This window comes from Flavivirga sp. 57AJ16, from assembly GCF_028736925.1.
In the GTDB taxonomy this organism is placed as follows: Bacteria; Bacteroidota; Bacteroidia; order Flavobacteriales; family Flavobacteriaceae; genus Flavivirga.
The window spans coordinates 58,058-77,831 of the sequence record NZ_JAQZAT010000009.1 but is presented as its reverse complement, the minus strand read 5'-3'; the positions used below and the strand labels follow the sequence as shown (position 1 = coordinate 77,831).

Genomic DNA, 19,774 nt, shown 5'->3' with positions numbered 1-19,774 from the left:
GAACACTGAACACTACCTACTGAAGACTACAAACGGAATATTGAAATTGAAGTCGAAGTTGAAATTGAAGTTGAAATTGAATACTGAAGACTGCGACTGTTTACTGAAACTGATTACTGCGACTGAACACTGAACACTGCCTACTGAAGACTACAAACGGAATATTGAAATTGAAGTCGAAGCAGAAATTGAAGTTGAAATTGAATACTGAAGACTGCAACTGTTTACCGAAACTGATTACTGTGACTGAACACTGAACACTGAACACTACCTACTGAAGACTACAAACGGAATACTGAAATTGAAGTTGAAATTGAAGTTGAAATTGAATACTGAAGACTGCGACTGTTTACCGAAACTGATTACTGCGACTGAACACTGAACACTACCTACTGAAGACTACAAACGGAATACTGAAATTGAAGTCGAAGTTGAAATTGAAGTTGAAATTGAATACTGAAGACTGCGACTGTTTACCGAAACTGATTACTGCGACTGAACACGAACACTGAATACCGAACACTGAACACCGAACCCTGAACACTACCCCCTTCTAAATTCACTCAATAAAATAGCTGTTGCCGTAGCTACATTTAAACTTTCGGCAGCTTGCAACTCCCCAAATCTGGGAATAGAGATTTTTTTCTTTATAAAAATTTCAATTTCTTTTGAAATACCATTAGCTTCATTACCCATTACCAAAACACCTTGCTTTGGCAATGAGGTATCATAAACCGTTTCACCTTCCATAAAAGCGCCATAAATAGGTAAGCTCGTTTTGTTTAAAAATAGCTCTAAATCTACATAACTAATATTTACTCTGGTAATAGACCCCATAGTTGCTTGTATCACTTTTGGATTAAAACAATCTACTGTTTCCTTACTACAAACTAAATCCTTAACACCAAACCAATCACAAAGCCTAATAATTGTTCCCAAATTCCCAGGGTCCCTAACAGCATCTAATGCTAAAACGAGTCTACCTTCTTCAATTGGCTTAACCTCTGGAACTTTAAAAATGGCGAGTGCTTTGTTAGGTGTGGTTAAAAAACTTATACGCTTTAATTCTGCTTCTGTAATTGAAATTTCATTTTTGGCATCAATATTGAAAGATTCTGTCGTATATAATGCATGAAGCGTTAATTTAGATCGCAATAGTTCCTTTATGGTTTTAACACCTTCAACAACAAAAAGGCCATGTTGCTGTCTATATTTTTTCTGTTTTAAACTCGTAATTAATTTTATATGGCTTTTAGAGAGCATGTAATCTAAATTAATGTGATATTTTATAAAGAAATGAAAAATACCATTGTCCCGGACCAAAATTATTTAAATATTTTCTTAAAGAAAATATCAAAGACTAAAAATTCAATCACTTAAAATCATCTTTAATATAGATGTTACACGTTACCTTTGAAAAAAAATAAAATAAACACTTGAAAAAATGTACTTTTGAGTCTCAAATAGACAATTTATATTTCATTAATTAAAATCAATTCATAAAAATTATAACTTGAACTAATTTCATTTGAAAAAACAGCTTTCAAAAATATTAATTTCCTTAGTATCGATAGGATACTTTTTATCCTGTGATAGCACAAAAAGAGTTGCTGAAAATGAACACTTACTAACCAGTACAACGGTGTCGGTAAATGGCAAAAAAGATAATACAGAGACCATAAACGATTTACTATATCAAAGGCCCAACAGAAAAATTGCGGGGATCCCATTACGTTTGCATATTTATAATTTAGCACGTAACAATAGGGATTCTTTGTTTGAAGCATGGTTAGATGAAAAACCCAACCGCAGGGCCAGGTTAACCAAAAGATTATCGAAAAAACAACTTGATAGGCTAAAAAGCTCTGCTATCGGGTTTAATAATTGGCTACGTAAAACGGGAGAACCTCCAGTAATCGTGAGTGAGGAAAAAACAAAAAAATCTGTAAAGCGGCTTCAGGATTACCACATCAATAATGGCTGGTTTGATGTTGAAACCTCTTATGACATTAAAAAAGATGATAACAAACGTGCCAGTATTGAGTACCAGGTTAAAACCGGGGTTCCTTTTATAATCGATTCTATTTCAGAAAAAATAAAATCCCCCATCATAGATTCTTTATACCAAAACATTAAGAAAAATGCATTACTAAAATCGAACGAACAATATAAAACCAGTAATTTTGAGCAAGAACGCGATAGAATTTCCAATGAATTAAGAAACGCTGGCGTATTTCATTTTGATCAAGATTATATCACCTTTGAAATGGATACCATAGGGACCAATAAGAAAGTAAATGTTGGGATTCAGATTCAGGATAGAGCTATTAGAACACAAGATTCCATTAGGCGAGAACCTTTTAAAATATTCAAGATCAAGGAGGTTAACATTATTACAGATTACCTCTTTGAAAACAGGGGGAAACCGTTTCAAGATTCAATAACTTACAACGGCTATAAACTTTATAGTTATAACAAAATGCGCTACAGGCCAGAAGCACTCACAGATGCCATATTTATAAACCCAGGTTCTGTTTTTAAAGATATAGATAGGACACGTACCTATAGGCACTTAAATCAATTACGTATCTTTAAATATCCAAGCATTGAATATATTGAGAACCCCGATAATACACTTACAGATACCATTAGATTAACACCTTTAAAAAAGTTTAGCTTAGGATTTAGTGCTGATGCTTCACAAAGCAACATTCAAACATTTGGATTTTCATTAAACCCGAGCTTATCAATTCGAAATATTTTTAGAGGTGCAGAAACACTTGAGGTCTCTGCCATTGGATCCATTGGAGCTTCAAAAGACAAAAACAATATTGACGATCCTTTTTTCGATATTAACGAAATTGGTATCGACCTTAAACTAACAATCCCGAGACTGTTCTCACCTTTCAATACAGAAAGCATTATCCCTAAATATATGTCTCCTTCTACACGAATTGGTTTATCTGCAACAGGGCAGACCAATATAGGGCTAGACAAACAAACCTTTAGTGGCACGTTTAATTATAACTGGTATCCAAATAAAAAAGTAAGCAACAGACTAGATTTATTTAATGCCCAATACGTTAGGAACCTAAATGTAAACAACTATTTTGGCATCTATCAAAACTCCTATAGATCTTTGAACCAGATTGCAAAAGATGTCAATTACATAGACTCAAATAGTGATTTAAGTATTCCCGACCAAACAGATGCCTTTTTAGATTATGCCTTAAATCCACAAACGCCCAGCGAAATTTCAAGTAGTCAATTAGCAATAATAAATAGTGTCGACGAGCGCAAAGACAGATTAACGGAAGACAACTTAATTCTTTCTTCCAGTTTTAGTTTTATCAATGACGAACGCACTAATTTATTTGATGACGACTTTTCTATCTTTCGTTTTAAGTTAGAACTGGCAGGTAATCTACTAGCAAACGTATCAAAATTAGTAGGTCTAAAAAAAAATGATGACAACCGATATGAAATTTTTGATGTGGCGTATTCTCAATATGTGAAAACAGAATTTAATTATACAAAACATTGGGATTTAGGAAAAAAGAACATATTGGCTATGAGAAATTTTTTAGGTATTGCCATCCCTTATGGAAACTCTACAAGCATCCCTTTTTCAAAAAGTTTCTTTGCGGGCGGCCCTAACGACAATCGTGCCTGGACAGCTTATAGCTTAGGCCCCGGTAGCTCTAAAACCATTAATGAGTTTAATGAGGCTAACTTAAAAATAGCCCTAAATGTTGAACAACGCTTCAATATATTCGAAAACTTAAATGGCGCTATTTTTGTTGATGCTGGAAATATTTGGAATGTACTAGATAATGTAGAAGACGACAACGCCACATTTACGGGCTTCAATTCGTTAAAGGATATTGCCGTTGGATCTGGCTTTGGCCTACGTTACGATTTTAAGTTTTTTGTATTTCGTTTCGACATAGGATTCAAGACTTATGATCCTTTTTATACCGACCAAAACAGATGGTTTAATGATTATAACTTCTCAAATGCCGTTTATAATATTGGTATAAACTACCCTTTTTGATAAAGTGGCTTAAACTTTTTAAAAGGAAGCGGGAAAGTTCAAATCACTTCAATCGCAAAAAAACATCTGTGCTTAGTACTACCGTTTGGACACAAATATTAACAGCAGAAATGAAATAATAGAAATCAGACACGAATGACACAAATTATCACTAATTAGCGTGACAGAAGAGACACATTAACTCTTAAACGGGTTTCTCATTAATTATCCTCTCTATTGATAGGTTTCAAGTGTACATAGACTTGGTGACTCGTGTTCTTGTTTAACTTAGCTATTTGTTATACCTATTAACAAATAAAATAAGCCTAATAATTCGTTTAGTTCACTATCTTTCATTTTAAAAATAGGAGTTCATGAATCTTCGATTTCTATGGCTCTTATTTTTCAAGATAAAACATGTGCTCAGCTTGACTGGGTATTACCCCATAGCTAAGGTTATGCTTTCATACCCAGTTCCTGCCTCGCCGGCAGGTAGGAAGCTGAGCTCATGTTTTTTATTCCATATAAGTACACTATAATTCAAATTATATGGGTTGTTTTGAGTAATAATTGGTATTATTTAAGACTCACTTCTGTTGCCAATTGGTGCTATTAAGGTATTAGATTCGTGTAAATTTGTGTCATTCGTGTCCTTTTTAAAAATGTGTACACACGGTAGGTGCTTAGTAATGAGTTTTCTATTAAAGTTATTATTCTCTTGCCTGTACTGAACTTGTTTCAATAAAAGACTAACGAGCAAAGCGGGAATCTAATCCCCATTATGAAAACTATAACGTTTTAGTCCTCTTTTAGTATTTTCAAGCCATTAAATCATATCTATTTATTCAAAAATTGATTACTTTTGGCTTCAATTAATTACTAATCAAATTATTTAAAATGGGACACAATATTAAATCAGGAGTTGCTACAGGTTATGAAGTACAGGCAATTTTTAAACTTGCAAAAGAAAAAGGATTTGCATTACCTGCAGTTAACGTCATAGGTTCAGACACCATTAATGGTGTATTAGAAACTGCAGCAGCTTTAAATGCTCCCGTAATTATACAATTTTCTAATGGTGGTGCGCAATTTAATGCTGGTAAAGGATTAAGTAACGATGGTCAAAAAGCCGCTATTGCAGGGGCTGTTGCAGGCGCAAAACATGTACATACCATGGCAGAAGCTTACGGTGTTCCTGTCATTTTACATACAGACCACTGTGCAAAAAAACTATTACCTTGGATTGATGGTTTATTAGATGCCAGTGAAAAACATTTCGCTGAGACCGGGAAATCACTTTTCAGCTCACACATGATCGATCTTTCTGAAGAACCAATCGAAGAAAATATTGAAATATGTAAAACCTATTTAGAGCGCATGAGCAAAATGGGTATGACACTAGAAATAGAGCTTGGAATTACTGGTGGTGAAGAAGACGGTGTAGATAATAGTGATGTTGATGATTCCAAACTATATACACAACCAGAAGAAGTAGCTTATGCTTACGAAGAATTAAGCAAAGTAAGTGATCAATTTACAATTGCAGCTGCTTTTGGTAATGTACATGGAGTTTACAAACCAGGGAACGTAAAATTAACGCCTAAAATCTTAAAAAATTCTCAAGAATATATTACTGAGAAATATGGTGTTGAAGACAATCATATCGATTTCGTTTTCCATGGTGGTTCTGGCTCAACAGTTGAAGAAATTCGTGAAGGTATCAGTTACGGTGTTATAAAAATGAATATTGATACTGATCTACAATATGCCTTTATGAGCGGTATTCGTGACTATATGGGTGATAAATCTGAATATTTAAAAGCACAGATAGGTAATCCTGATGGAGATGATCTTCCTAATAAAAAATTCTACGACCCACGTGTTTGGCTACGTGCGGGCGAGATTACCTTTATAGAACGTTTAAAAAAGGCTTTTGAGGATTTAAACAACGTAAACACCTTATAATTATAAGTAAACTTACTTACAAATACATTTATTAAAGACTCTGTGTAAAGCAGAGTCTTTTTTTCTATACCCTCTTGTAAAACAACAAATTACAAATATTAAACTAATAAAATCATTAGGGCGTAACCCCAAAATTAAAAAAAGGTTTAATTTTGCGTTTAGGCTTTTGGTAGTCACTTCTAAATAAAAATAGAAGGGCTTTAATAAATGCCTAGAATATGAAATATTGATGATTTTGTATTTAATAAAATTAAAGGACAAATAATCCTTAACACGAATAACGTTTACTTAACAACAATCGTTAATCTAAAATTGTAAATCACTATGTCTTGGTTTAAAAGAAAAACAAAAGGAATCACAACAACAACCCAGGAGAAAAAAGATACCCCTAAAGGGCTTTGGTATAAATCTCCCACTGGTAAAATTGTTGATGCAGAAGAATTAGAAAAAAACTTCTATGTAAGTCCAGAAGATGGTTATCACGTACGTATAGGAAGCAAAGAATATTTTGAAATATTATTTGATGACAATAAATTCAAAGAATTAGATGCTAATTTAGAATCTAAAGATCCACTTAAATTTGTTGACACAAAAAAATACCCAGAACGTTTAAAAGCAGCCCAGGATAAAACCCATTTAAAAGATGCCGTTCGTACAGCAGTTGGAAAATCCAAAGGAAAAGACTTAGTAGTCGCTTGTATGGATTTTGCATTTATTGGCGGCTCCATGGGAAGCGTTGTAGGAGAAAAAATTGCACGTGCCGCAGATTATTCCTTAAAGAACAAAATGCCTTTAATGGTCATATCCAAATCTGGGGGAGCAAGAATGATGGAAGCTGCTTTATCCTTAATGCAATTAGCTAAAACATCTGTAAAACTAGCTCAACTGGCAGATGCTCAAATCCCCTATATCTCGTTATGTACAGATCCAACTACAGGGGGTACAACCGCATCATTTGCCATGTTAGGAGACATTAACATTAGCGAACCAGGAGCTTTAATTGGGTTTGCAGGACCACGTATTGTAAGAGATACTACGGGAAAAGAATTACCAGAAGGTTTTCAAACTGCCGAATTTTTATTAGAGCATGGGTTCTTAGACTTTATTACAGTTAGGAAAGAATTGAAAAACAAAGTCAACAAATACCTTGATTTAATAACAAATCAACCTTTAAGAGCATAAAAAAAAGAGGTTACCTAGAATAATTTAATTTTTTAGGCAGGCTCTTTTCTTTTTAACAGATTTTCTTGAAAATCATTAAAAATCACTATATTTGCCGCTCGAAAGAGAAACTTTCGTTTACATAACAATTATTTACAATAATATTAGCATGTATTTAGATCAAAAAGAAAAAGAAGCCATTTTTAAAAAACATGGCAAAGATGCAAAAGACACAGGTTCTGCAGAAGGGCAAATCGCATTGTTTACCCACAGAATCAACCATTTAACAAAGCACTTAAAAAATAATCGTAAAGATTTTAATACGGAGCGTTCATTGGTTAAATTAGTAGGAAAGCGTCGTGCTTTACTGGATTACTTAACTAAGAAAGATATCTTAAGATATCGTGCTATAGTAAAAGAATTAGGATTAAGAAAATAATTAAAAGAGGCTAATCAGCCTCTTTTTCTTTTTTGCGCAACTGTTCAGGCGCAAATAGTATAACTCTAGCGAAGAGTATAAACTACGCAATTACATGATTAAGCAGATCCTGAAACAAGTTCAGGACACATAGTTTTTCATTGGTCACAACACTACAACAACACAACGACCATTGTTTAATTAGAATTAAAAAATTTATGATTCCACAAGTTTTTAGAGAGGTCATAGACCTAGGTGATGGTAGAGAAATTTCTATCGAAACCGGAAAATTAGCAAAACAAGCACATGGTAGCGTTGTTGTGCAATCTGGAAAATGTATGCTTTTGTGTACAGTTGTTTCCAACTACAAGCAAGCAGACGTAGACTTCTTGCCATTAACAGTAGACTATAGAGAAAAATTTGCTGCTGCTGGGCGTTACCCTGGAGGGTTCTTTAAAAGAGAAGCAAGACCTAGTGATGGTGAAGTATTAACAATGCGTCTTGTAGACCGTGTTTTACGTCCGCTATTCCCAAAAGATTATCATAGTGAAACACAGGTGATGATCCAGTTAATGTCTCATGATGATGAAGTAATGCCAGATGCCATGGCTGGATTAGCGGCTTCTGCTGCGATCCAATTATCAGATTTCCCTTTTGAATGTGCTATTTCCGAGGCCAGAGTTGGCCGTGTAAATGGTGAATTTGTAATTAACCCAACTAGAGCACAACTAGCAGAATCTGACATAGATATGATGATTGGTGCTTCTGCAGACTCAGTGATGATGGTGGAAGGTGAAATGAATGAGATTTCAGAGGAAGAAATGACTGAGGCTATCAAATTTGCGCACGAAGCTATTAAAGTACAATGTGCCGCACAAGTTGCTTTAGCTGAAGCATTCGGAAAAAAAGAAGTTCGCGAGTACGAGCCTGAACGTGAAGATGCCGATTTAGCTCAAAAAATTCATGATATGGCATACGATAAAGTATATGCTGTAGCAAAAGCAGGTTCTGCAAAACATGAAAGAGGTGCTGCATTTGCAGAAATTAAGGAAGAAATAAAAGCCACTTTCTCTGAAGAAGAATTAGAAGATGTTGGAGATTTAATATCTAAATATTACAGTAAAGCTGAAAAAGCGGCTGTTAGGGATTTAACTTTAAACGAAGGTTTACGTTTAGATGGTCGTAAGACTGATGAAATTAGACCTATTTGGTGTGAGATTGGTTATTTACCATCAACTCATGGTTCTGCAATTTTCACTCGTGGAGAAACTCAAGCGTTAGCAACAGTTACTTTAGGAACATCTAGAGAAGCGAATCAAATAGATATGCCATCTTTTGAAGGTGAAGAGCGTTTCTATTTACACTATAACTTCCCGCCTTTTTCAACAGGAGAAGCCAGACCAATTCGTGGGACATCTCGTCGTGAAGTAGGACATGGTAACTTAGCTCAACGTGCTTTAAAAGGTATGGTTCCTGAAGACTGTCCTTATACAGTTCGCGTTGTAAGTGAAGTATTAGAAAGTAACGGTTCGTCTTCTATGGCAACAGTTTGTTCTGGTACTATGGCACTTATGGATGCCGGAGTTCAATTAAAGAAACCCGTTTCTGGTATCGCTATGGGATTAATATCTGATGCAGATTCTGGAAAGTACGCAGTGCTTTCTGATATTTTAGGTGATGAAGACCACTTAGGGGATATGGATTTTAAAGTAACTGGTACTGCAGATGGTATAACAGCTTGCCAAATGGATATAAAAGTAAAAGGATTGTCTTACGAAATTCTTGTAAATGCTTTAAATCAAGCTCGTGATGGTCGTTTACATATTTTAGGTAAATTAACCGATACTATCGCTGCTCCAGCAAAAGACGTGAAACCACACGCTCCTAAAATGGTAACCAGAAGAATTCCTAACGAATTTATTGGTGCGTTAATTGGCCCTGGCGGAAAAGTAATTCAAGAATTACAAAAAGAAACAGGAACAACGATCGTTATTAATGAAGATCCTGTTACAGAAGAAGGTATTGTTGAAGTTCTAGGTGTTGGTAACGAAGGTATCGATGCTGTTTTAGCAAAGATAGACTCATTAATGTTTAAACCAGAAGTTGGTAGCGTTTACGAAGTAAAAGTTATTAAAATGCTTGATTTTGGAGCCGTTGTAGAATACCTGGACGCTCCTGGAAATGAAGTATTATTACACGTAAGCGAATTAGCTTGGGAACGTACGGAAAATGTATCGGACGTTGTAAACATGGGAGACGTTTTTGATGTGAAGTATTTTGGAGTTGATCCAAGAACACGCAAAGAAAAAGTATCTCGTAAAGCTATTTTACCAAAACCAGAAGGTTATGTAGCAAGACCACCAAGAGAAAGCAATGGTCGTGATAACAGAGGTGGACGTGATAATAGAAGTAGAGATAATCGTGGACGTGATAACCGTCGTGATGACAGAAAACCTAGAGAGGATAAAAAAGAAAATTAATTTTTAAGATCTCTATAAAACTATAGAATTCAAAGGTCTGAAAAGTATTAGAAACTAAAAGTTGTCCTATCGCACACTTCGGCTCCACTCAGTATGGACTTAAGTAGAAAGAACGGACATCCAACGGGCATCTAAGTACTTTTCAGACTCTTTATTTTTATAATATACACCAGTATTTAGAGGTGTTTTACCTTAGATCTTCCCTTTATAAATCTATAATTAGAATCATTTTCATAAATAAATATTAAAAAAAATCTGAAATCGTTTTTACTACGTAAAAGGTATAAACCTAATAGTCAAAAAAGATTTATGAAAATTCAAAAGATAGTTTCTAAACTATTAAAAACATCCAAAAACAACAATTTTAATACCCCTCAATCCTTCCTCTTCAATAAATATGCTTCATCAATAAAAACATCTAAAATCTGGGGCGCCCTCGTATTAACGTGTACTTTTTTATTAATCATCGATGCTGTTTATCTGGGGTATGTGTTACAAAAAGACTTTATAGAATTTAATGCCGAACGTATGAGTTCCACACTGGGCTTTTCGTTCATGATAATCTTTATCTCTTTATTTTTATTTAAAGGCGGTTTCTTTGTCTATAACTTATATCGCTATTTTAAATACAAGCATATTGAGTCCGTATCTAACGACGCGTTACCAACCTGTACCGTAATCGTGCCAGCTTATAATGAAGGCAAACAAGTTTGGGATACCTTAATGAGTTTAACAAAGAGTGATTATCCCAAAGAAAAATTGCAACTATTAGCCATTGACGATGGAAGTGTGGATGATACCTGGGACTGGATGCTAGATGCCAAAAAACAATTGGGAGACCGTTTGGAAATTTACCAGCAACCTAAAAACAAAGGGAAACGTCATGCCCTTTATAGAGGCTTTAATCAAGGTACTGGAGACATTTTTGTAACGGTTGATAGTGATTCTATCGTAAAACCAAATACCTTAAGAAACCTAGTCAGCCCATTTGTTATAAATGAAAAATGTGGTGCAGTCGCAGGGAATATACGTGTATTGAATAAGGAAAAAGCACTATTGCCCAAAATGCTAGATGTTAGTTTTGTTTTAAGTTTCGAATTTGTACGTTCGGCAGAAAGTAGTTTAAATTCTGTATTATGTACTCCTGGGGCTTTAGCTGCATATAAAAGTAAAGCTGTTTTTGCTTGTCTTCCAGAATGGATCAATCAAACTTTTATGGGACAGCTTTCAGATATTGGCGAAGATAGAGCCATGACAAACATGATTTTGAAACAAGGCTACAATGTATTGTTCCAAAGAAATGCTTATGCATATACCAACGTACCAGAAAAATATAATGGTTTGTACAAAATGTTTATCAGATGGGGAAGAAGTAATGTTCGTGAGAATATTGAAATGTCAAAATACGTGTTTAAAAACTTTAGAGAAGGTTCTAAAACCGCCACTCGGGTTCTATTTTTTAATCAATCACTAAAAATAGTCATGGCCTACCCTTTTTTATTGTTCATGCTATTTTTTGTAATTACTCATCCTATATTGTTTTTAAGCTCAACATTTTTAAGCATACTAATGTTATCGACATTTTCTGTAATATTCTATGCAAACAGATATGAAATAAAAACATCTTTTTGGGCCTATACTTACAGTATTCTGTACACATTTGGTTTATTTTGGATCACCCCTTATGCTATTGCAACGGCAAGCAAAAGAGGCTGGTTAACGCGTGGTTTACCTGAAATAAAATAGTATAAACCAGATGCCATTTAATATTTACGCAAAAGAGGCAAATAAGTCCATGGTTGAATAATTAAAATTTCAATAATAGATACTAAAAAACTTCTTAAACCGACTATCCCCGAGGCATGCCGTAGGGGGATATCGCTGCCTCGTCGCCAGGCAAGCCTCGAGGAATTCTTTAGATTAAACCTGAGATTCCGTTGGGTACTAAAATATCGAAATGTAAAAATTATTTGAAACTTTTTGTAACATTATACGACATATAAACGTATAACCACTGAAAGCCCAAATATTCAATTAAAAATCACAGGAAAATTTTAGATGAGACAACTTAAAATTACGAAGCAGGTTACTAATAGAGAAACCGCTTCGTTAGATAAATATTTACAAGAAATTGGTAAGGTTGATTTAATTACTGCAGACGAAGAAGTAGAATTAGCACAACGTATTAAAGCTGGAGATCAGATAGCTTTAGAGAAGTTAACAAAAGCTAATTTACGTTTCGTAGTATCGGTAGCTAAACAATACCAAAACCAAGGTTTAACATTACCAGATTTAATTAATGAAGGTAATTTAGGTTTAATAAAAGCGGCACAACGTTTTGATGAAACACGTGGTTTTAAATTTATTTCGTATGCTGTTTGGTGGATCCGTCAATCCATTTTACAAGCTTTAGCTGAACAATCCCGTATTGTTCGTTTACCGTTAAACAAAATTGGTTCTATTAATAAAATTAATAAAACGTTTGCTTTTCTTGAGCAAAGTCATGAACGCCCGCCAAGTGCAGAGGAAATTGCCAAGGAATTAGACATGACTATTAACGATGTTAAAGAATCTATGAAAAACTCTGGTCGTCATGTAAGTATGGATGCTCCTTTAGTTGAAGGTGAAGATTCCAACTTATACGATGTACTAAATAGTGGTGAATCACCAAATCCAGATAGAGAGTTATTACATGAATCTTTACGTACTGAGATTGAGCGTGCTTTAGAAACCTTAACACCTCGTGAAGCCGATGTTATCCGTTTATACTTCGGGTTAGGGAACCAACACCCGATGACTTTAGAAGAGATTGGGGAAACATTTGACTTGACAAGAGAGCGTGTAAGGCAAATTAAAGAAAAAGCGATTAGAAGACTTAAACATACTTCTAGAAGTAAAATATTAAAAACATATTTAGGATAGTAATTTTTTTACGACTAAATTACCGTAACAAACAGTTACACATAACTGTTCGTTTTTTGATTGATGAAAGAACCCTCGGCTGATTACCGGGGGTTCATTTTTTATACCATGTCTTGTTTTAAATTACTATAGCTGAAAATAGCCCACCCCCTTGCAAAATACTCCTTTTGTGTACGCATCATTAAAAGGACACAAATGGCACAGATTCATACAAATCTAACGTCTCATCGTAATACATTAAAAGACTAGGAACCTGTCTACAGACATGACACCCCGACCCCACAATTAGCAAACCAGATCATTCCAATCTTCCAACTTCAACCTCGACCTCAACCTCGACCTCAATTTCAATTTCAACTTCAATTTCAATCCCCCCTCACCGCTATAACTTTCAGTTCCAAAAAACTACCTGTATATACACTTTTAAAAAGGACACGAATGGCACAAATTCACACGAATCTAACGTCTCATCGTAGTATTTAAAAATTAAAAACCTTGAAACCTGTCTATCGACATAGCCCCGACCCTTCAATTAGCACACCAGATCACTTCAATCTTCCAACTTCAACCTCAACTTCAATTTCAATTTCAACTTCAATCCCCCCTCACTGCTATAACTTCCAGTTCCAAAAAACTACCTGTATATACACTTTTAAAAAGGACACGAATGGCACAAATTCACACGAATCTAAAGTCTCATCGTAGTATTTAAAAATTAAAAACCTTGAAACCTGTCTATCGACATAGCCCCGACCTCTCAATTAGTACACCAGATCACTTCAATCTTCCAACTTCAACCTCAACTTCAATTTCAATTTCAATTTCAACCGCATCTCATTTTCTGTTAAAAACAAAAAGTCAGAATGTGTTCATTATTTTTTGTACTTTCGAGAAAACGAACTTTTTTTTTTAAATGCTAAAGACCATATGCTATATAAGTGATTCTTGTCAGGAAGAATCGTTAAAGGCTCTCCAAAAGTTATTTTCAAAAGCAAAAAAAAATAATTTAAAATATAACATAACTGGTATATTGATATATTCTAATTCTAATTTCTTACAAGTTCTTGAAGGTGATCAAATTCATGTTGATGCCACTTTTAAAAGAATTAGCCTGGACACTAGGCATAGGAATATTTTTAAAGTTATTAATATTGATATTCAACAACGTATTTTTGAAGACTATAACTTTGGGTTCACAATAGTGAATAATAGTAAAGAACTAAACAACCTTCACGAATATCTTGAATGGTTAAGAAAAGCAGATAATAAGCTGGCCAATAAAGTTATCAACATGGTCGAAAATTTTATTGCACAAAAAACAGCTAAACATTGAGTAAAACAATTATTTTTGCTGAATGAACTGCTTCGGAATAAGCTTTAAGGCATTAAATCCAAAGACCCGCTAGAAAAGCGGGATTAGTTCAACGATCAACTTTGAATGCTTTGCTTCGCAACTTTTCAAAATTGAGTTTCACTAATAAACAAAAAACATTAAATGAGTTCTAAACTAATTGCGCCATCAATTTTGGCAGCAGATTTTGCAAACCTTCAACGTGATATAGAAATGGTTAATACAAGTGATGCCGATTGGTTTCATATTGATATCATGGATGGTGTATTTGTACCTAACATTTCTTTTGGAATGCCTGTTTTAAAAGCCATTGCCAAACATGCAAAAAAAACCATAGATGTGCATTTAATGATTGTTGACCCAGACAGGTATATTAAAACTTTTGCCGAGTTGGGTAGTCATGTCCTTACCGTGCACTATGAAGCCTGTACACATTTACATAGAACTTTACAAGCTATTAAAGCTGAAGGTATGAAAGCGGGCGTTGCATTAAATCCGCACACTAGTATAAATGTCCTGGAAGACACCATAAACGATATCGATTTGGTATGTGTCATGAGTGTAAACCCTGGCTTTGGAGGTCAAAGCTTTATTGAAAACACTTATAATAAGGTCTCACAACTAAAAGAATTAATAACACGCAAAGGCGCTTCAACTATTATAGAAATTGATGGCGGTGTCACTAACAAAAATGCAAAAGCACTTGTAGATGTTGGTGCAGATGTATTAGTTGCTGGAAGCTACGTATTTAAAAGTAGCGACCAGATTAAAACGGTTAAAGACTTAAAAGAATTGGCGAATTCTTAATATTGCTTCAGCAAATAATTTATCAAATCTGTAGTTGTTACGATACCAACCAAAAGCGAATCGGCTACAACAGGTAATGCATGAAATTCATTTTTAGCTAAAATTTCGGCCACTTCTTTAATAGTTGTATCACTTGAAACACTTACAGGGCTTTTTGTCATAACCTGTTCAATAGTAAACATATTGTAAACAACGGTATCAACACTGCTACCGTTATCTGTAGCATCAGCAAAGCTAATTCTGAGTAAATCTGTATAACTTAACATGCCAATTATAGATTCGCTACTAACAACAGGGATGTGTCTAATATTATATCTTTTAAAAAGCATTTCGGCTCTCTCTAAATTATCCGATCTTCTTAAGGCTATAACATCCTTGCTCATTATTTCTGAAACTGGAGTGCTTCTTTTCATATGTTTATTTTTATTGTTTTAGAGGTCATATGGAACGCCTTGATAATCATTCTCGTGTGTGTGAAAGCAATTCTCATGGGTGTTTCATCTTACTAAATTTTTAATTCTACATTAAAATTAAGCACGGAAATGCAAATAAAGTATGATAAAAATCATGTCGCTCATATAAAAACATAAAACGACATTTATATCGTGTTAATTTCACCAATTATATACAACAGGCTTATCTGTTTTGCCATTTTTTTGGCGTATTTGTTATCATGAAAAGATAATTTCATGAAAACTAATACCCCTTAACCTTGAAATTAAGCATTTGCTTAATTTTATTATAAACCTCAGGAAACTGAGACTGGAATTCTTGTGGTGTTTCCATAAAGTTCTCAATAGCAACAGCTAAAAATTCAAATTGGTTTGTAAAGGCATATTTTCTGAAGTAATCAGACTCTTTTAACATATCTCGCAAGGATTCATTTTCAGAGAATAAAGCAGATAACTCTTTAAAAGAATCACTAAAAATGATAGCACTCACATCCCGTTCCTTCATACTATTAATATGAATGGCATGTGTAAGCTCATGTATGCCTAAATTTAAATTATCGTTTCCATCATGAAAACCCTGTACAAAGTCTTCCCAAGATAATACCAATGCTTTTAATTTAGGATTAAATTCCCCTTTGTGATAAGCATTGTTCGTATGGGAATAAAATTTGTGTGGGTAGATCACAATCTTAGAAATAATACCAATGTAAAAATCCCTAAAACCAAAAGTCAACATAACCGCGGTTGCAGAAACTAAAACTTTCATTTCATCGGTTATTCTATTTCCTTCTCTACCTATAAAATCTTTGTCTTTAATAAATGATGCTACTCGGTGTTCGAAATACTTCTTTTCTTTATCTGTTAAGTTTTTATAAAATGAAAAATGATTTTTTAAAATAGCTTTTTTGGGTCCCTCTAATTGTTTTAAAAAGATATAAAAATGATTGTATAATGGCTTTTTATACTTTAAGACATACGCCATTTCTACCATTTTGAAAGCATAATGTAGAACCAACCATCCTAGTGCTGCAAACACAATACCTAATATAATCTTATTAGGCTGATTCATTAAAAAAAACAAGGTATTTATCATATATAGCCTTTATAAAAGTTAAAATTACAAGAATGTATTTATAATAACTATTAAAAAAGCTAAACCTTATAAAAAAGATCATTGATTTACATTAAAAACTTTATATTTTTTTTAATGAGCCCTAACACTGTCAGCTATAGTCAAACCAAGATAAAATGTCATTCCAAGATATTTTAAAATCAGAAACAACACCATCTTATCAATTGTATTTCACCGTTTAGACCTGTCAGGTTTTAAAAACCTGACAGGTCTGGGCTGTAAATAAAAATGACTTTTTATAATGATTTAGTTATAATAGACAATAACCTCACGGAGTTTAAAAAATAGAATTAAAAATAAAAAAGGTAGTATGCCATACACTGTCTTTATTTTCTATTTACATAGCGTATGGCGTAACTACCTCATTGATAGATCTATATCAAAAATGTGTAATACCAATTATGAATTAAAATACGCTATTCAAACTCATTCATTAATTCGTTTTTTCTCTTTTCTCATCATTTCCATAGCTTAGGCTATGCAAATAACTCGCAGCTGGCTAAAACAAATAAGCTATGTCGTTTTCTGTTGCTCATTTTAATTCATAATTGGTATAATAGGTTAATCCTGTAAACTTATATGTCCCTTATTTCCTAAATCAGATTTGTCTTCTGTGATAGCATTCTTTAACATTTTGAAAAAAGAAACTAGTTTACTTGTATCATTATCCCAGTAATAAGCATGTTTTATCTGAACATTCAATAGTATCAAGTTTGGGTCATCTTCGCCTTCAAACCAACTGTGCAATAAAGAATTCCATAGGGCATGTACTTTTTTCTTATCTATAACATGTGTGGCCTTTCCAAAAATGGACATATATTCCTGTGCCTCTGGATTGGAATAAAGAATTTGTATTCTATTATCATATCTTATATCTTTAAAAAAATTACTTTCTTTCGATACAAAAAACCAAAAACTTCCTTGCTCGTCCATTTCTTGTAGAGTCATCGGGCAGACTGAAAAGGGTATTTTTTCCAACCTAGTTGCTATCATTACAATTTTTGGCTCATTGCCAATCATACTCCTAATCTTTTCTAAACCTGCTTTATTTTCTGTATAATTTATAGTGCTCATCATATTTATTTTTGTTGGAATCTTTAAGCCATATGTACACGGCATTCTTGTGCACAAGCCATACATGATGCTGCGCAAACTTTACAGTGTTCGTGGTCATGCTGTTTGCATTGTGCTGCACACCATTCACATATTTCAGCACATAATCTGCAATATTTTTTCACAAATGGGCTATCGGCTAGCATAAACTTTATACAAATTAGACAAGCTTCCACACATTGGATACAACAGCTCGGACAATCATTATCACTTTCTTTGCCCATCATTTCAAAAAGACACTTTTGACAATCAATTAAACATTGTTGACAGGCTTCTATACAACTTTCATAATCACGTACCATTTTTTTTATTTGATTTAATTAATAAAAATGTGAACCTTTTTTCTAACAGTAGGCATAAACTGCCCCTTTTAAAAACTAGGCATGTTGTGCTACATGCTTACCTTCTCTTACTTCTTCTATAATTTTGTCACAAAAGGCAGGAAGATCATTGGGCTTTCTACTTGTTACCAGTCCGCTATCAACAACAACCTCTTCATCAATCCAATGAGCTCCAGCATTTACAACATCGTCTTTAATACTTTTATATGAAGTTACTGTACGGTTTTGAATAACTCCTGCACTAATTAATAACCAAGGGGCATGACAAATAGCTGCAACTGGTTTTTTACTTTTAAAAAAAGCACGTATAAAGTTTAAGGCAGACTCATCCACACGTAAAATATCCGGGCTTATAACACCTCCAGGGAGTACCAAAGCATTATAATCATTTTCATTTGCTTCATTAATTTTTTTATCTATTTTAATCGTTTTTCCCCAATTAGCATCATCCCAACTCTTAATTTCTCCGTCCTTGTTTGAAATGATATGCACTATTGCGCCTTCTTCTTTTAAAGCTTCCATAGGTTTGAACAACTCTGATTTTTCAAATCCATCGGTCGCTAAAATGGCTATTTTTTTATTTTCAAGTTTCATGTTTTTATATTTTAAAAATTAATAATCTTTTATAAAATTAATTGAGTAATGGCAGATCCATTTGCTCTAAACCAAATTTTCTTAACGGTATTAAAAACACTATCAACCTGTTTTTTGAATGTTTAAAAAAAACATCATTTGAGTCAATCATGCTCTTTTTAGCGTTAACCATTATTATAAAAGATAGTTAATTTAACACTTGGTGACGGGGATGGAATTAAAACCTATAATTAACTATAAAAACAAATACTATGGGAGCTATAAAAGAAAAGAAAAGAAAGGTAGCATAAAATCGTCCTCCAGATTCTGAAACTGATCGCTGTGAGGTGTACAATCAGTTTTTTGAATTTAAAACTATTAATCACCATCTCGATAACTCAAAAAATTAATTAATAAACGTAAAAACATGTCAATATTAGCGCGAGATAAAAAACAACTTACATACATATACAGCTCTTTGTCCCATTTAGGAAAACAAGTTTTAGGTTATATTCAAGGTATAGATAAAAAAGTAGAGGTTATAGATATAGTGAAAGAAAACTTAGGTGACACTATCTGGGTAGAACTTGCAGACAATCTAGACTTATCACTTGCCGAGCTTTTTACTGTCAAAAATAATGATAGTTCTAATATAGGCGATACAAATAATTTTAGCACAGATGATTGGCTTAAAATTATAAACAAAAACCCGGAACTTTTGCAAAAACCTATAGCAGTTAATGGTGATAAAGTTATGTTGATAGCACACCGAGCTGAAATATTAAAGTTTTTCGGAGTAGATTCTGCCGGGCTTAAAAAAGGACTTAGTGGGGAATCGCCCACAATATCCTCAACAACAGAGGATGAAAATTTTATCTAAAATTAGATTTTTCAGAAGTTTTTCATCATCATCGTTTTTTCTTAATGAAGAAAACCCGCCTATCGAAAAAATAGATCTTAAATCACTTCATTGTAAAAAAGGATTCACAATTACGCCAATTTCCACAACATATAGCTAAATCAATA

Annotated in this window: 15 protein-coding genes; 10 read left to right on the top strand and 5 right to left on the bottom strand. The window is 33.7% G+C overall.

Annotated features, from left to right (window positions below; all coding sequences use genetic code 11):
* Nucleotides 1-543: 543 nt before the first annotated feature.
* Nucleotides 544-1,263, bottom strand: a complete 720-nt coding sequence (locus PQO00_RS11360; RefSeq protein ID WP_274184963.1) for an RNA methyltransferase — start codon at nt 1,261-1,263, stop codon at nt 544-546.
* Nucleotides 1,264-1,528: 265 nt separating this feature from the next.
* Here PQO00_RS11360 and PQO00_RS11355 point away from each other — a divergent pair, with 265 nt between their 5' ends.
* The 9 genes from PQO00_RS11355 to rpe all read left to right on the top strand — a co-directional run bounded on the left by PQO00_RS11355 (nt 1,529) and on the right by rpe (nt 15,137).
* Complete coding sequence (locus PQO00_RS11355) at nt 1,529-4,054, top strand: BamA/TamA family outer membrane protein (protein WP_274184962.1); 2,526 nt, start codon at nt 1,529-1,531, stop codon at nt 4,052-4,054.
* Between the two features lie 876 nt (nt 4,055-4,930).
* On the top strand, nt 4,931-5,998 hold the full coding sequence (gene fbaA, locus PQO00_RS11350; RefSeq protein ID WP_274184961.1) for a class II fructose-bisphosphate aldolase: 1,068 nt from the start codon (nt 4,931-4,933) through the stop codon (nt 5,996-5,998).
* 324 nt (nt 5,999-6,322) lie between these two features.
* Entirely contained in the window at nt 6,323-7,180 is an 858-nt protein-coding gene (gene accD / locus PQO00_RS11345; protein WP_274184960.1) for an acetyl-CoA carboxylase, carboxyltransferase subunit beta, read from the top strand.
* A gap of 148 nt (nt 7,181-7,328) precedes the next feature.
* On the top strand, nt 7,329-7,598 hold the full coding sequence (gene rpsO / locus PQO00_RS11340; RefSeq protein WP_274184959.1) for a 30S ribosomal protein S15: 270 nt from the start codon (nt 7,329-7,331) through the stop codon (nt 7,596-7,598).
* Nucleotides 7,599-7,795: 197 nt separating this feature from the next.
* Nucleotides 7,796-10,057: a polyribonucleotide nucleotidyltransferase gene (locus PQO00_RS11335; RefSeq protein WP_274184958.1), complete on the top strand. Its 2,262-nt coding sequence runs from the start codon at nt 7,796-7,798 to the stop codon at nt 10,055-10,057.
* A 309-nt stretch (nt 10,058-10,366) separates the two neighbouring features.
* A complete protein-coding gene (locus PQO00_RS11330) occupies nt 10,367-11,803 on the top strand; it encodes a glycosyltransferase family 2 protein (RefSeq protein WP_274184957.1) in 1,437 nt (478 codons plus the stop codon).
* 312 nt (nt 11,804-12,115) lie between these two features.
* Nucleotides 12,116-12,979 carry an RNA polymerase sigma factor RpoD/SigA gene (locus tag PQO00_RS11325; protein WP_034041378.1) on the top strand — a complete coding sequence of 288 codons (864 nt, stop codon included), beginning with the start codon at nt 12,116-12,118 and terminating at the stop codon, nt 12,977-12,979.
* A gap of 913 nt (nt 12,980-13,892) precedes the next feature.
* A complete protein-coding gene (locus PQO00_RS11320) occupies nt 13,893-14,312 on the top strand; it encodes a BLUF domain-containing protein (RefSeq protein WP_274184956.1) in 420 nt (139 codons plus the stop codon).
* A 162-nt stretch (nt 14,313-14,474) separates the two neighbouring features.
* Nucleotides 14,475-15,137: a ribulose-phosphate 3-epimerase gene (gene rpe, locus PQO00_RS11315; protein ID WP_274184955.1), complete on the top strand. Its 663-nt coding sequence runs from the start codon at nt 14,475-14,477 to the stop codon at nt 15,135-15,137.
* On the opposite strand, the gene PQO00_RS11310 is transcribed toward rpe, so the two are convergent.
* From PQO00_RS11310 to PQO00_RS11290, 4 genes are all read right to left on the bottom strand, one after another.
* Nucleotides 15,134-15,550, bottom strand: coding sequence for an HPP family protein (locus PQO00_RS11310; protein ID WP_274184954.1), 417 nt, complete (start codon nt 15,548-15,550; stop codon nt 15,134-15,136). The genes rpe and PQO00_RS11310 overlap by 4 nt on opposite strands.
* Before the next feature lie 283 nt (nt 15,551-15,833).
* Nucleotides 15,834-16,682 carry a zinc-dependent peptidase gene (locus tag PQO00_RS11305; RefSeq protein WP_274184953.1) on the bottom strand — a complete coding sequence of 283 codons (849 nt, stop codon included), beginning with the start codon at nt 16,680-16,682 and terminating at the stop codon, nt 15,834-15,836.
* Nucleotides 16,683-17,282: 600 nt separating this feature from the next.
* Nucleotides 17,283-17,795 carry a pyridoxamine 5'-phosphate oxidase family protein gene (locus PQO00_RS11300; RefSeq protein WP_274184952.1) on the bottom strand — a complete coding sequence of 171 codons (513 nt, stop codon included), beginning with the start codon at nt 17,793-17,795 and terminating at the stop codon, nt 17,283-17,285.
* A 416-nt stretch (nt 17,796-18,211) separates the two neighbouring features.
* Complete coding sequence (locus tag PQO00_RS11290; protein WP_274184951.1) at nt 18,212-18,769, bottom strand: type 1 glutamine amidotransferase domain-containing protein; 558 nt, start codon at nt 18,767-18,769, stop codon at nt 18,212-18,214.
* A 406-nt stretch (nt 18,770-19,175) separates the two neighbouring features.
* Between PQO00_RS11290 and PQO00_RS11285 the strand changes: the two genes are divergently transcribed.
* Nucleotides 19,176-19,628: an arsenate reductase family protein gene (locus PQO00_RS11285; protein ID WP_274184950.1), complete on the top strand. Its 453-nt coding sequence runs from the start codon at nt 19,176-19,178 to the stop codon at nt 19,626-19,628.
* Nucleotides 19,629-19,774 lie beyond the last annotated feature (146 nt).

Excerpts from the sequence above, each read along its gene's own strand:
- PQO00_RS11360 (WP_274184963.1), bottom strand. The coding sequence starts at position 1,263 with ATGCTCTCTAAAAGCCATATAAAATTAATTACGAGTTTAAAACAGAAA.
- fbaA (WP_274184961.1), top strand. The coding sequence starts at position 4,931 with ATGGGACACAATATTAAATCAGGAGTTGCTACAGGTTATGAAGTACAG.
- accD (WP_274184960.1), top strand. The coding sequence starts at position 6,323 with ATGTCTTGGTTTAAAAGAAAAACAAAAGGAATCACAACAACAACCCAG.
- rpsO (WP_274184959.1), top strand. The coding sequence starts at position 7,329 with ATGTATTTAGATCAAAAAGAAAAAGAAGCCATTTTTAAAAAACATGGC.
- PQO00_RS11335 (WP_274184958.1), top strand. The coding sequence starts at position 7,796 with ATGATTCCACAAGTTTTTAGAGAGGTCATAGACCTAGGTGATGGTAGA.
- PQO00_RS11330 (WP_274184957.1), top strand. The coding sequence starts at position 10,367 with ATGAAAATTCAAAAGATAGTTTCTAAACTATTAAAAACATCCAAAAAC.
- PQO00_RS11325 (WP_034041378.1), top strand. The coding sequence starts at position 12,116 with ATGAGACAACTTAAAATTACGAAGCAGGTTACTAATAGAGAAACCGCT.
- PQO00_RS11320 (WP_274184956.1), top strand. The coding sequence starts at position 13,893 with ATGCTAAAGACCATATGCTATATAAGTGATTCTTGTCAGGAAGAATCG.
- rpe (WP_274184955.1), top strand. The coding sequence starts at position 14,475 with ATGAGTTCTAAACTAATTGCGCCATCAATTTTGGCAGCAGATTTTGCA.
- PQO00_RS11310 (WP_274184954.1), bottom strand. The coding sequence starts at position 15,550 with ATGAAAAGAAGCACTCCAGTTTCAGAAATAATGAGCAAGGATGTTATA.
- PQO00_RS11305 (WP_274184953.1), bottom strand. The coding sequence starts at position 16,682 with ATGATAAATACCTTGTTTTTTTTAATGAATCAGCCTAATAAGATTATA.
- PQO00_RS11300 (WP_274184952.1), bottom strand. The coding sequence starts at position 17,795 with ATGAGCACTATAAATTATACAGAAAATAAAGCAGGTTTAGAAAAGATT.
- PQO00_RS11290 (WP_274184951.1), bottom strand. The coding sequence starts at position 18,769 with ATGAAACTTGAAAATAAAAAAATAGCCATTTTAGCGACCGATGGATTT.
- PQO00_RS11285 (WP_274184950.1), top strand. The coding sequence starts at position 19,176 with ATGTCAATATTAGCGCGAGATAAAAAACAACTTACATACATATACAGC.